Source organism: Staphylococcus sp. HMSC055A09, from assembly GCF_001809655.1.
GTDB lineage: Bacteria > Bacillota > Bacilli > Staphylococcales > Staphylococcaceae > Staphylococcus > Staphylococcus capitis.
The window spans coordinates 76,520-89,789 of record NZ_KV798349.1 but is presented as its reverse complement, the minus strand read 5'-3'; the positions used below and the strand labels follow the sequence as shown (position 1 = coordinate 89,789).

The window sequence follows — 13,270 nt, the reverse complement described above, 5'->3', positions numbered from 1 at the left end:
CCTTTATTTTACAGTAATTTTAATTATACATCCTAACCTTGATACTGTCGATTAAGGACGTTATAAACCTTTTAGTTATGTCTATACAGTGTTGCTTGTTATAATGATGATTATTATTAGATAAAGAGGTTTTCTTAATGAGAAAAGTCATTCTATTCTTATTTATCATTTTAAACTTATTAGCTATTATAACATCGTTAGCTCAACCGCTCACTGTATCAAATTTTAGTTTGAGAGTAATGTTTGTAGCATTATCATTTGTTTTATCTATTTTCTTCTCACTTATAAGAACATCTCGTTTTGACACTATTTTAAGTATGATTTCAGTAATCATTGCATTCATTCACATTGCAATCATTGCTCAAAGTACTTATGAATACCTATATTAATTTATAGGTTCAAAGCGATATTTTGCACCTCTAATTATTATAGAATATGGTGATGTGGCTTCTGAATCTTTAATTACTAGAGTGTGATAGCCTGGGTCTTTTCCATCTTCAATTCTAAAAAGGATATCATCATCCGCTAAAATGAGGTCAGTATACGTATCAGTTTCATCTACAACTTTCATGTCATACCATTTGATCCAATTGTCTACTGTTAAGTTGCGTTTTTCACTACTCACAACAAGCGTTTCTATTGAAAATTGCTTCTGATACAAGTCTTTTAAACTTTCATTTTTATATGCTTCACTCTCATCCCATTGAATGAAAAATGGAGGTTTAACATTATAGCTAGGATCTGCTATATATAAAAGTTGCCATCCTACTTTATCCCCTTTTTTATTTTCCCTTTCCATACGAATAGGTCCTATGACATCAATATTTTTCTTTTGTAAAGTTGCTTTAACTTCTTCTATGTCTTTAGTTCGCAAACAAATTGTCTTGAACCCTTGATTAAAGTCATCTTGGGCTATTTTAGTAGCAAATGAGACACGTCCCTCTTCTGTTTTAGCTACTTTCTTAAGTTTTTCTTTATCTTCAACATCTAACAATTCAATATAATTACCATTAATATAAGATAACTGGTTATACGTACCAAATTGATGATGTTTCCCACCATTATGTAACTTTAATAATTTCCCAGGAAATTCAAATTGATTGAGTTGATTAATGTAATGAATAATGTGATCAAACTTAAGCTCCATCAACCTTCCCCCTCTACCTATAATTAATTTTTATTTTAACAAAAAGCGTGCCATTTTACTTTAAATATCTAAAAGAATAAAAAGGTATTGCAATATTCATATATTAGTTATATAATATTTCTTGCGTTCAAAAAGGTTAGCCAAGCTAACTAAATATCATGAATGAGGTGCTATTAATGTTAAACAATGCTTTCTTCAATAGTTTTATAGGTGTATACAGACCATACACAAAATTAACTCAACCGATTTTAGATAAACATGATATTCATACTGGGCAATGGCTTGTTTTAAGAGACATAGCAAATTTTCAACCAACCACATTAGTAAAAATTTCTAATCGACGTTCTATCGAAAAACCAACTACTCGTAAAATAGTTAAAGTACTCCTTGATAACAAATGGATTAGTACAGAACAAGGTAGTGATAAGAGAGAGAAATTACTAAGACTAACCACTGAAGGACAAGCCCTGTTTGAAACTATAAATAAAGAAATTTCGGTAATACAAAAAGATATTATAAAGAAAGTAGGCTTAACAGAAGCACAACTAACAGAAATTACAAAAGTTATGTCTCAAATACATGAGACACTTATTAAGGAGGAAAAATAATGAACGAAGCGATACCTACTAAAGATCCCATATTTACTAAAAGCTTTAATCTCAATTTTGTAATTAACTTTTTCGTTTATTTATGTATGTATCTTTTGATAGTAGTCATAGCTGGTTATAGTAAAACAGAATTTCATGCTTCTGATTCACTTGCTGGGCTGGTCGTAGGTTTATTCATAGTTGGCTCACTTATTGGACGATTTATCACAGGAAAATACGTTAACTCTTTTGGGCCAAAAAAGATACTCATTTTCGGATTAATTTGTTTAATCATTACTCAATTACTTTACTTCATTCCGGGTTCAGTGTGGTTCTTGATGATAGTAAGATTACTTAACGGTATTGCTACTGCAATCGCTACTACCGCAACAGGTACCATTGCTGCTTACGTGACACCAACTACACGTAAAAGTGAAGGAATTAGTTTATTTTCTTTAAGCTTAGTTTTGGGTACAGCGATTGGTCCTTTCTTCGGCATGTTGCTAATGAATTCATTTTCAATTCAAATTCTATTTATGATTTGTGTAATATTAGGAGTATTGAGTGGTTTACTATCACTCTTTATAAAAATTGATTTTAAAAATGTTGCATCTAAAAATGATACGTCTAATCGAAAAACATTTAGTTTGGGGAATTTTATCGCAAAAGAAGCAATTCCTGTTGCGATTGTCATGATGTTAATTGGTGTCACATACGCTGCGATTCTCACTTACTTACAAGCATTTGCAGTTGAGAGAAACTTAGTAACTGCCGCAAGTTACTTCTTTATATTTTATGCAGTGGCCTCACTTGTGACACGCCCAATTGCAGGTCGATTAATGGATGATAAAAATGAAAATGTAGTTGTTTATCCTGCATTTATTTTCTTAATCATAAGTTTTGCAATGTTAATGTTTAGTTTTGATGGCTGGGTATTACTCATTGCTGGTATTGCATTAGGTATCGGGTATGGTAACTTATCTTCCTCAATGCAAGCCATTGCAATTAAAGTATCACCTTCAACGAAGTACGGTTTAGCTACATCAACTTATTTTATCGGTTTAGATATCGGTATTGGCTTCGGACCATCATTCCTAGGCCTTTTCACACATATGATTACTTATAGTCAATTATATGGCATTATGGCAATATTAGGCATAATTACGTTATTTATTTATTTTGTAGTTCATGGTCGTAATGTTAAGCATCAATCGATTTAATAGGTTTTAAACTATAAAAGCGCCTATCCCTTATATTTTGGGATAGGCGCTTAATCTATTAATTAGCAATACTAATTGTTTCAATTTCACCAGTCATTTTATCTAATAATTTCTTTTGTTTAGCATCAAAGAAATAGAATACTTGTCTTTCATCTGTTTCAGAACGTAATTTAGAAATTAACTCTTTTTTGTAAATCTTTCTTATAATTACATCAATTTTACTTGTATCCCATAACATTTCAAAATGTAATGTATCACGGAGTTCTTTACCACTAATCTTAGTATCTGCATAAACTTTGTATAAAACCACAAATTCTTCAATCGAAATGCGATAAGTCGTCTTTAACCAATGTTTAAGTTGACTTAATTCTCTTTCAGATGCGATAAAACGTTGTACTTTGTTACTCATAATAAAATGCCTCCTAATGTTGATTCTTAGATGTTATGTTTGCATTATAAAATTCAATTGCTTAACTTTATTATATAACAAAGTTTGCATTTAATCTATTACAAATATTAAAATAGCGTCTAAATCTTGTTAAGAATTTAAACATTTTAAACAATCAGTTATATATTGAAAGGCATATAAAATATCTAAATAGATTTTGCTATAGCTATGTTACATAATTAAACGCTTTAAAATATAAACATTTAAAATTAAAACAACACACAATAGTTAATTTGAAGCTATAAAGCGAAAATCGCCAGACTCTAAAAAGTTTGGCGACATAAAATGAGGAGTTAATAAGGAATTCCAATCTTTTTTGACTAGATACAGTTTTCTATGAAATACTCTGTTGGTCTGGCTACTATCCTCCGATATAATTCATATTTATTTTTTTACGTTTGCGATTAGCAACAGTTTGTTCTGTTCGTTCATCAGAATATCGGTCATCTCGAATATGCCACAGCGCTTTGAATTGTTCTTTTAATTCTTCATCTGTTGCTCCAGATCTCATGAATGATTTAACGTTAAATCCATCCACAGTAGCAAATAAACATCCGTAAAATTTACCATCTGATGAGAGTCGTGCTCGAGTACATGTAGAACAGAATGATTGAGACACACTAGTTATCAAACCAAACTTCGCTCCGTTATCATTATGCCTATAATATTTAGCAACTTCTCCAAAATATTTAGGTTCTAGTGGCTCAATATTAAAATGTTCTTCAATCATATTTAGCATTTCATCTTTGGTAACAACTTTACTAAAATCCCAGCCATTGTCATTACCAACATCCATAAATTCTATAAATCGAATTTCAATCTGCTTATCTTTAAAATAGTCTATCATTGGTATGATTTGGTCATCATTCACACCTTTTTGTATGACGACATTCACTTTAACGTGAAATCCGATTGAAACTGCATAGTCTATTTGTTCTAAAATAGTAGAAGCTTTAATATTACGGTTATTAATTGCTTGGAAAACCTCATCGTCAATCGCATCTAAACTTACATTGATGCGACGGAGTCCTGCATTATAGAGATTTTGGCCATGTTTCTTTAAAAGCAAGCCATTTGTCGTTAAGCCAATATCCTCAATACCCTCAATCTCATTGAGCTGTTCAATCAATTGATATAAATTACGACGTAATAAAGGTTCGCCTCCAGTAATTCTAATCTTTTTGACACCTAATTCAGCATAAATACGTGATATACGAGTCATTTCTTCAAAAGTTAGTAGCTCTTCTTTAGGTAAAAAGACAAAATCATCTCCAAATATCTCTTTAGGCATACAATAATCACACCTAAAGTTACATCTATCTGTGACAGATAACCTTAAATCACGTATAGGGCGGCCTAATTTATCTTTAATTTGCTCTACTACCATATTTGGGCCTCCTTAATTTCTTATCTTCGTTTTTAGAGAGTCCAAGTCTTGCTGATAGTTAATATTATCGTACCAATAATGAGGAGAATGAATTTCAGAAACGTCTAACCAGTCAGTGGATAATTGATTGTACACATGTCGCAAACTATAGTCATCTGATTGCAAAGCTGCCTCTATCGTTTTCAATGCATGCGGACTATAAAAGGCAATCGTGGGTATTTTTGTTTCTGCGTCTTTAAAAGCCGCAATATCTAAGTGATCCTCAATGAGATGAGAAATCATAAACTGATATAATCCACTTATAGCTTTACTTGTAATCATAGGTGTATCAACTGAAACTACAAAAAATAATTCCTCATTAGAATATTGTTTCATTACTGAATAAATTCCTGCTAATGGGCCCTTATTTCTACTATTATTATCGTCAATAACAACGTTTTGATGTTCAAATAAAGGCGCTAATTGTTCATTGGTGCTAATAATAACCTCGTTAAACATATTTGTTGAAGTCAAAGTGTTTATGATTTTTTTATAAAATGGTTGCCCTTCTATTTCTGCAAATGCTTTAGGTTTACCAAAGCGTTCAGAATGACCACCTGCTAATATCATTGCTTTCACTAAACTTAACCTCCACTAACTGGTGGAATAAGTGCTACAGTATCTTGAGGTTGTACAATATCATCTTTTCTGACAAACTCCTCATTCACTGCGACTTGAAATTTTTTACTTTCAATTTCCGGATGTTGTTCAAACAGATATGCTTCAAATTCTTGAACTGTCATCGTTTTTTGAGTATCTATCTCTTCAGATGATTGATTCAAAATTTCTTTCAATTCTGCGAAGTAAAGTACTTTCATAATGTTCTCCCCCTCTTCGCTTCTTGATGGGTACCCTTTTGGTGGCCTTGCCACTCTTCACCATCTTCCCAAATTTCTTTTTTCCATATAGGAACAATTTCTTTTATGCGTTCAATTGCATACTCATTTGCTTGATAAGCATCTTTTCTATGTGGTGAAGATACCGCTATAAGCACTGCGATATCAGAAATTTGTAACGGTCCGATACGATGCACAATTGTAGTTATCGTGCCGGGCCAACGTTGCTTAATTTCATCGCCAATTTGGGCTAGTTTCTTCTCTGCCATAGGAGTATAAGCTTCATATTCTAGATATTCTGTTCGAACTCCCTTTGTCCATTCTCTAACATGACCAGTAAAAACCACAACTGCACCTTGATGTTCATTAAGTGTGTAATCTCTGTATAGCTCAGTTTGAATCGGTTCAGTCACGATTTCAAATTGCTTCATTAATTTTTCAATCCTTCTATCTTAATCAATTCTAACAATGCAATCTCAAATTTTTCATAAACATTTGATTCGTTCAAATTGATAGTGAAACATACATTGGTTAGCTTAGATAACATTTCTAAGTCGCTATCATCTCTATATACAACAACTTTTTTGAACGGTTCTTCTTTAAAACCTTCTACCAAGATGATATTACAATCAATTGTAACAGATTCTTTAATAATATCAGTAAGATTCTGTTTACTTATACGTGTTACTGTTTGTTGAAATGTTTCACCTTGTACAATGCTTTGATCAGCGCCTGCATTAAAATGTTTCATATGATCAACGTCATCATTTTGCAGTGTAATATCATTACCCAAATGGCCATGATGTTTAATTGTCGCTACAGTAAATCCCTTTTCTTTTAGAAATGAAACCGCATGTGCCATTAAAGTTGTCTTTCCTGAATTTTTATATCCTACAATTTGTATAATCACAACAACAATTCCTCTTCAAACGCATTGGATTCTGTAAGTATTACATCCACCGTGTGCCCTGCTTTGAATCCTCGTGTTCCACTAGGTAACATAATCATCGCATTGGCATGTGCAATCGCTACAACAGCACCTGATTTATTAAAACCTGAAGGGACAACTGTAGTACCTGAAGGTGTTAAAGTCGCTTTAGCTCTGATAAAACGAGTAAAAGGATTAGGCTTAGTAAAATCTTCCATAAGTGTTGCTTTGATTATTTGAGGATAACACTCACTTGCGCCTATCAATTTATTAACAGCTGGTTTAACGTATAATTCAAAACCAGTAAAACAAGCTGAAGGATTCCCAGATAAACCAAATAAATATTGTCCATTACTAAATGCGACTGTTGTAACACTTCCTGGTCTTTGAGCAACCTTATTAAATAAGACATTTGCATCTATCGCTTTATATATTTCTGGTAGATAATCGAAATCACCTACTGACACACCACCTGTAGTAATGACGATATCATGTTGAGATAAAGCATCTTTAACTACTTGAATGCTACTTTCCAAATTATCCTGTTGTAATTGATATGTGCCTACTTCTAAACCAATTTTTTTAGCTAACGCTTTAATCATAGGTCCGTTTGAATTTCTAATCTTACCAGGTTCTAATTCATCTTCTACATCTAACAACTCACTACCTGTCGCTATAATTGCTACACTTGGTTTAATCGTTACAGGAACTTGTGTATAGCCATACGTTGCTAATACTGCAATCGCACCAGGATTAATATGTTGTCCTTTTTTAAGTACGATATCTCCAGTTGTCGTTTCTTCGCCTTTTAGTGATATATTTTCAAGATGATCAAACGGCTTACGTATAGTAAAAGTTGATTCAGATTCAATAGTTTGTTCAAACATCACAACTGCATCAGCACCCTCTGGTATTTGCGCACCAGTCATAATACGAACCGCTTGATTTTTCCCTAAAGTCTTAGTTGAGACTGAACCCGCTCCTATATGATCGATAACCTCAAATTCAATGCGATGTTCACCGCTAGCATCTTTAGAATCTTCACTACGTATGGCGAACCCATCATATGGTGACTTATTAAAACGTGGAATATCATACGTTGCAACAATATCTTCTGCAAGAACATGCCCCAAACTTTCATCTAAATCCACTTTCGTAGTACGAATCGACACATTTTGTTTCATTATGCGAGAAATCGCTTCTTTTACTGGAATAGGATTTCTTTTTTCAACTGGCATATTTTCATCTCCAAAAATAAATTATTTTCATGATATACTAAATCCTGCTAGGAGGAATAGTATGAATAACTTTACACATATAAACGAACAAGGGAACGCTAAGATGGTTGATGTTTCTGACAAAGAAGTAACTAAACGTCAAGCACGTGCCCATTCAAGTATTACTGTAAATGAAACGATTTATAGGCAAATTATCGATAATACTAATAAAAAAGGTAATGTACTCAATACTGCACAAATAGCAGGAATTATGGCTGCTAAAAACACATCTACAATTATACCTATGTGCCATCCTTTACCTCTAACAGGTATAGATGTCAATTTTGAATGGGATACATCTCAATCACCTCACTATATATTGAATATCACTGCAATTGTTTCAACAACTGGTAAAACGGGCGTTGAAATGGAAGCACTCACTGCCGCATCAGCAACAGCTTTAACTGTTTATGATATGACTAAAGCAGTCGATAAAGGGATGGTCATTGGTCAAACCTATTTAGAATCTAAGTCTGGTGGTAAGTCTGGTGACTATCAAAGAAAAGTATGAGAAATACTTTCATGTCTTGATTGTTGATTGAAATAAGGGATGGTAATGTAAATCAATGTAGTTTACCTGCTATCCCTAAATCTTTATTCACTATTATTTCGTTAATTCATGAACAAGGTGATTTAATTCAGGTTTAATTAGTTTTTCAATTGCAAGTTTGACTGCCCCAGTTGATCCAGGTAAAGCAAAGATTAATTTATCTTTTGCTGTGCCTCCAATAGCGCGTGATAATAATGCGCGTGTACCCACATCCTCTGTGTAACTTAAATAACGAAATAATTCTCCAAATCCTTCTATTTCTTTAGTTAATAGTGGTCTTACCGCTTCAATCGTAACATCTCTTTGAGAAATACCAGTACCACCTGTTGTAATAATGACATCTATATTTTCATTGTCTTCTAACCATTGTTTTATCTGTAATGTAATTGCATTTTTATCATCTTTAACAATCTTATAATGGTGTTCTTCTATACTTACATTAATCTCTTTTAGAAGTGATTGAACTAATTGCCCGCCTTTATCACTATCGAAATCCCTTGTGTCAGAAACAGTTAGTATTGCTACATTAATATTTCTTTCTAATTGAACATGTTCATGTTGATGATTGTTCATGATAATTCCCTCCTTTATTATCCAAACAATTGATTAATTAATTGTATCGCTTGTTGAGGTTGAGTCATATTATGAATAAGGAACCTGCCCCCATTGAATGCAACAATACGATGACCCCTAAATTTGAAAATAGTCATATAATGATTCGTGCGATAATGTATATGATGCTGTTCTAGAAAGGTAGTAAGTATTTCCTGAGAAATATTTTTATTCTTATACTGTACTGTATCTCGCCCACAAAGTGTGGCATAATTTTGGCGTTCCTGATTTAAATATGGAAAATGAGGGCGACTACCGCATGTCGGACATTGATCTTGATGCATTTTACTAAACCCAATCCTATAATGATCACCTTCCCATATATCTCCATAAGTCAACTGAGGCTTAATATCATGACCTGTTAGCAACTTTAATGCGTCTTTTAATTGAAGACTTGTAGTCATAGTCACCGCAGGTTGAATCACGCCTACAGTATCACATGTTAAATTTACTGAAGGCAATTGAGGCATAAGACAATTAAAACAAGGTGTTTGTTTTGGGATAAATGTAGCCTCGGCGTAAGTACTTTGAACTACCCCACCATATATCCAAGGAATATGATGCTTATAAGAGAAATCATTGATTAATTGTCTTGTATCGAAATTATCAGTCGCATCAAGTATTAAATCTACTTCTTTACCATGTTGTTCTAAAAAAGGATAATCCACATGTTCTATCCATGTCTCAATAACGACATCATTACGTATTTGAATTAGCCTGTGCTTTGCAGCTATCACTTTAGGTAATGCTTCATGTGCATCATTTTCTGTGTAAAGTGTTTGTCTTTGCAAGTTACTATATTCAATATAATCTCTATCAACTATAGTTAATTTACCAATGCCTGCTCTAACTAACCCTTCTGCCAAGTGCGTACCCAATGCGCCCATTCCAATAATAAGGCCATGTTGATTTTCAATCTTTCTTTGTCCTTCTTGCCCAATATGTTTAAATAACATTTGCCTAGAATAACGTTCTTGATTCATATTGGATATCCTCTCATCAATATTTGTTTCTATTATAATGTCTATTTTTATAAGTAACAAAATTTATACACACAAACACCTCTCCCATTATAGAAAGAGGTGCTAATGATCATTTATTCATTGCCAATATTTACAATTTCGTGTGCCATCTTCTTAGCTTCATAATTTGAATGTGTAACAAAAATAATAGGTATCTTCCACTCATCAAATATCTTTTGCACTAGTGCAATACTCTCATCCTTCGTCGCATCATCTAAACTTGAGAAAGGCTCATCAAGTAATATCAAATCAGGCTTCGTACTTAATGAACGTGCTAATGCAACACGTTGCGCTTCTCCACCAGATAAAGTCATTGGATATTGAGTAACTAAGTGAGAAATGTTTAGTGTCTGAATTAAATTATTTATATGCTCAGATGGTTCAGTCATAAAAGTGATATTTTTATACACGTTCATATTTGGAAAAAGCTGATAATCTTGAAATAGATATCCAACATTACGTTGTTGAATTTTGACATTAATTTTATTTTCCGTATCAGTCAAGATACGATTATTCACTTTAATTAGTGCTCGGTCAGCTTTCTTTAAACCAGCTATGATATTTAGTACAGTAGTTTTACCTATTCCCGACGGACCTCGAATGGCATATATTTTAGGGATTTCATCATTAATGTCGACACGGATATTGATATCTTTTAATAAGTATTCTAATTGAATCTTCAACATCTAATCGACCTCCCTATATTTATCATGATTGATTAAATTAATCGTAGTAATAACGACTACAGAAAAGGCGACTAGAACGAGTACCCATAGCCAAGCTTCATTTTCCTTACCTTGTTCAACTAAGAAATAAATTTCAAGCGGCAACGTATTTGTCTTATTAGGAATATATCCAGCCACCATTAACGTCGCACCGAACTCACCAATCGCGCGAGCAAAGCTCATCATAATGCCTGCTAATATAGAACGTTTGGATAAAGGTAATATCAATTTGAAAAATATTTTAGTTTCGCTTGCACCCATTGTACGCGCAGTATTTAGCATTTTCTTATCTATCATTCTAAATCCACCAATTGTATGTTGATACATTAGAGGAAAACTAACAATGACAGATGCAAGTACTGCACCTGTCAAAGTAAAAACTACTGGTAAGTGTAGAATATTGGTGAAGAACTGACCTATAGGTCCTCTTGTTGAAAAAACTATTAATAATATAAAACCAAGTACTGTAGGTGGAAGTACTATTGGTAATATTATAAAACTTTCAAGGATTTTTACCCAATGCCCTTTTTTATTATATAACCATTTGGAAACAAATATTCCTAAAATTGTTACAATAATTGTACTTGTAATCGCGACACGTAATGATATCCAAAATGATGTTAAATCAGGCATAGTTTAATACTCCTTAAGCCGAGAATTGGTATTCTTTAAGAATTTTTTTAGCTTTATCAGATTTTAAGAATTTCATCCATTCTTTAGCTAGTTTCTTCTCAGAAGTTGCACCAGCTTTATAAGTGATTGGTTTACTTAATTTAACTTGTTCAATCTCTTTTACTTTATCGGTCTTTTTCTTTTGATTGTATAAGTCAGTTTTATATACAAAACCTTCTTGTGCATTACCTTTTTCAACATAATTCAATACTTGTTTAACGTCTTTGGCATTAATGATTTTATCTTTTACTGAATTATATAAATTATTATCTTCTAAATATTGTTTAGCGTACTTACCTGCTGGTACAGTTTTCACTTCACCTAAAGCAAGTTTATCACCATCTTTTAAATCTTTAACTGATTTATAATTCTTATCCTTGTCACCAATTAATACAAGTTTATTTTTAGCATAATTATATGTATCATGCGCTTTCTTCTTGTCTTTTAATTGATCCACATCTTTAGTGTTTGCAGACATAAATACATCTACAGGAGCACCTGTTTCAATTTGTTGTCTTAACGCACCAGAACCACCGTAATTAAATTTAATATCAGCGTTTTTGTGATCCTTTTTAAATTCTTTCGCAAGCGCTTTACTAACATCAGTTAAACTCGCTGCAGCAGAGATTTGTAATTCTTGCTTTTTACTATTATCAGACGAGCTTTCATCTTTTTTATCACTATCTTTACTACTATTGCTAGAGTTCGAACATCCTGCTAACACTAGACACAGAACTAACATAGCAACTAAAAAATGTTTTATTTTCATAAACTAATCCCTCCACTCTATTTACATTATACTCTGAAGGAGAACCTTGAAAAGTCCTTTTTTTGAAAAATAATTACAATTAATAGAACATTTGAATGAGCATTTTCTTTTATAGTTCTTACATTAATTATTAAAAAGTTTACATAAACAAAAGCATTTAAATTTTTAATATTTAGCATTATGATTGTATTATGACTAAAATGGGGAGCAAAACAAGATGAATAATGATGTTTCGAGTAATCAATCAATTATAAGATATGAAAACGGGCAATTATTTGCAACCGAAGACTTTTATGTTACAGAATTCCCTTTAACTATCATGGTCAACGGCGAAGAATTTGCTACTATTATTTGTAGCCCAACCAATATGGAAGAACTTGTACTAGGATTTCTCGCTTCAGAGGGAGCCATTCTAAAGAGAGACGAATTAAAATCAATTCAAATTGATGATAGTAAAGGGTTTGCTCATGTAGAATTAACTAAATCATTGGGAGATCGTTTTGAATATTCTACGAAACGTATGATTGCCTCATGTTGTGGGAAAAGTCGTGAGTTTTACTTTCATAATGATGCCGCCATTGCTAAAACTTCGATGTCTAAAATCGAATTACATCCTCAACAGATTTTAAGGATGATGACTCAACTTCAAAGTGCTAGTGTGATCTTCAAACAAACCGGCGGCTTACACAACGCAGCAATTAGTGATGGTAATACCTTTTTTGAACATAGACAAGATATTGGACGTCATAATGCACTTGATAAGTTATATGGTTATTGTATACAAAGACATATTTCGGTAAGAGATAAGGTATTAATATTTAGCGGTCGTATTTCTTCTGAAATATTAATTAAAGCAGCAAAAATTGGCGTAGGTGTGATACTTTCTAAATCAGCCCCAACAACATTAGCTGTGCAATTAGCGAAAGACTTAAACATTACAGCAATTGGATTTATTAGAGATGGTAACTTTAATATTTATAGCCATCCAGAACGTATAAAAGGCTAGTGAAATATAGGAAATTTGTTTTTCCTAAATTCACTAGCCTTTTTA

18 protein-coding genes are annotated in these 13,270 nt (G+C 32.6%); 5 read left to right on the top strand and 13 right to left on the bottom strand.

The features are described from left to right. Positions 1-137 precede the first annotated feature (137 nt). Positions 138-389, top strand: coding sequence for a hypothetical protein (locus HMPREF2642_RS00640; RefSeq protein WP_002432919.1), 252 nt, complete (start codon positions 138-140; stop codon positions 387-389). On the opposite strand, the gene HMPREF2642_RS00635 is transcribed toward HMPREF2642_RS00640, so the two are convergent. Continuing rightward, positions 386-1,147, bottom strand: coding sequence for a VOC family protein (locus HMPREF2642_RS00635; protein WP_049428267.1), 762 nt, complete (start codon positions 1,145-1,147; stop codon positions 386-388). The two genes, HMPREF2642_RS00640 and HMPREF2642_RS00635, sit on opposite strands and share 4 nt — an antisense overlap. A 167-nt stretch (positions 1,148-1,314) precedes the next feature. Between HMPREF2642_RS00635 and HMPREF2642_RS00630 the strand changes: the two genes are divergently transcribed. Both HMPREF2642_RS00630 and HMPREF2642_RS00625 read left to right on the top strand, forming a co-directional pair. Next, on the top strand, positions 1,315-1,755 hold the full coding sequence (locus HMPREF2642_RS00630) for a MarR family winged helix-turn-helix transcriptional regulator (protein ID WP_030056887.1): 441 nt from the start codon (positions 1,315-1,317) through the stop codon (positions 1,753-1,755). Beyond that, a complete protein-coding gene (locus tag HMPREF2642_RS00625) occupies positions 1,755-2,954 on the top strand; it encodes an MFS transporter (protein ID WP_049428270.1) in 1,200 nt (399 codons plus the stop codon). The genes HMPREF2642_RS00630 and HMPREF2642_RS00625 overlap by 1 nt, the downstream gene beginning before the upstream one ends. Before the next feature lie 58 nt (positions 2,955-3,012). Here the strand turns inward: HMPREF2642_RS00625 and HMPREF2642_RS00620 are convergent, their stop codons facing one another. The 7 genes from HMPREF2642_RS00620 to glp all read right to left on the bottom strand — a co-directional run bounded on the left by HMPREF2642_RS00620 (position 3,013) and on the right by glp (position 7,830). Next, complete coding sequence (locus HMPREF2642_RS00620; RefSeq protein ID WP_002432752.1) at positions 3,013-3,363, bottom strand: SarA family transcriptional regulator; 351 nt, start codon at positions 3,361-3,363, stop codon at positions 3,013-3,015. Positions 3,364-3,763: 400 nt separating this feature from the next. After that, positions 3,764-4,789, bottom strand: a complete 1,026-nt coding sequence (gene moaA, locus HMPREF2642_RS00615; protein WP_037549999.1) for a GTP 3',8-cyclase MoaA — start codon at positions 4,787-4,789, stop codon at positions 3,764-3,766. A 12-nt stretch (positions 4,790-4,801) separates the two neighbouring features. Next, positions 4,802-5,407: a molybdenum cofactor guanylyltransferase MobA gene (mobA, locus tag HMPREF2642_RS00610; RefSeq protein ID WP_037550001.1), complete on the bottom strand. Its 606-nt coding sequence runs from the start codon at positions 5,405-5,407 to the stop codon at positions 4,802-4,804. A gap of 5 nt (positions 5,408-5,412) precedes the next feature. After that, positions 5,413-5,646, bottom strand: a complete 234-nt coding sequence (gene moaD / locus HMPREF2642_RS00605; protein ID WP_002432537.1) for a molybdopterin converting factor subunit 1 — start codon at positions 5,644-5,646, stop codon at positions 5,413-5,415. Next, positions 5,643-6,095, bottom strand: a complete 453-nt coding sequence (locus HMPREF2642_RS00600; RefSeq protein WP_037550003.1) for a molybdenum cofactor biosynthesis protein MoaE — start codon at positions 6,093-6,095, stop codon at positions 5,643-5,645. Before HMPREF2642_RS00600 ends, moaD begins: the two co-directional genes overlap by 4 nt. Next, positions 6,095-6,574, bottom strand: a complete 480-nt coding sequence (gene mobB, locus HMPREF2642_RS00595) for a molybdopterin-guanine dinucleotide biosynthesis protein B (RefSeq protein WP_002432705.1) — start codon at positions 6,572-6,574, stop codon at positions 6,095-6,097. The genes HMPREF2642_RS00600 and mobB overlap by 1 nt, the downstream gene beginning before the upstream one ends. Then, the gene (gene glp, locus HMPREF2642_RS00590; protein WP_023351300.1) at positions 6,571-7,830 is read right to left on the bottom strand and encodes a molybdopterin molybdotransferase MoeA; all 1,260 of its coding nucleotides are present in this window, start codon (positions 7,828-7,830) and stop codon (positions 6,571-6,573) included. Before glp ends, mobB begins: the two co-directional genes overlap by 4 nt. A gap of 61 nt (positions 7,831-7,891) precedes the next feature. Here glp and moaC point away from each other — a divergent pair, with 61 nt between their 5' ends. Further along, positions 7,892-8,380, top strand: a complete 489-nt coding sequence (gene moaC, locus HMPREF2642_RS00585; RefSeq protein ID WP_049428275.1) for a cyclic pyranopterin monophosphate synthase MoaC — start codon at positions 7,892-7,894, stop codon at positions 8,378-8,380. 93 nt (positions 8,381-8,473) lie between these two features. Here moaC and HMPREF2642_RS00580 read toward each other — a convergent pair whose 3' ends face one another. The 5 genes from HMPREF2642_RS00580 to modA form a co-directional block, all read right to left on the bottom strand. Then, a complete protein-coding gene (locus HMPREF2642_RS00580) occupies positions 8,474-8,992 on the bottom strand; it encodes a MogA/MoaB family molybdenum cofactor biosynthesis protein (protein ID WP_037550012.1) in 519 nt (172 codons plus the stop codon). Positions 8,993-9,009: 17 nt separating this feature from the next. Next, complete coding sequence (locus HMPREF2642_RS00575) at positions 9,010-10,014, bottom strand: ThiF family adenylyltransferase (protein ID WP_070597527.1); 1,005 nt, start codon at positions 10,012-10,014, stop codon at positions 9,010-9,012. A gap of 113 nt (positions 10,015-10,127) precedes the next feature. After that, complete coding sequence (locus HMPREF2642_RS00570) at positions 10,128-10,739, bottom strand: ATP-binding cassette domain-containing protein (protein WP_049428281.1); 612 nt, start codon at positions 10,737-10,739, stop codon at positions 10,128-10,130. Beyond that, a complete protein-coding gene (gene modB, locus HMPREF2642_RS00565; RefSeq protein WP_002469706.1) occupies positions 10,740-11,411 on the bottom strand; it encodes a molybdate ABC transporter permease subunit in 672 nt (223 codons plus the stop codon). A 13-nt stretch (positions 11,412-11,424) separates the two neighbouring features. Beyond that, on the bottom strand, positions 11,425-12,219 hold the full coding sequence (gene modA, locus HMPREF2642_RS00560) for a molybdate ABC transporter substrate-binding protein (protein WP_002432765.1): 795 nt from the start codon (positions 12,217-12,219) through the stop codon (positions 11,425-11,427). A gap of 217 nt (positions 12,220-12,436) precedes the next feature. On the opposite strand from modA, the gene fdhD reads away from it, so the two are divergent. Next, complete coding sequence (gene fdhD / locus HMPREF2642_RS00555) at positions 12,437-13,225, top strand: formate dehydrogenase accessory sulfurtransferase FdhD (protein ID WP_037550024.1); 789 nt, start codon at positions 12,437-12,439, stop codon at positions 13,223-13,225. Positions 13,226-13,270: the final 45 nt, after the last annotated feature.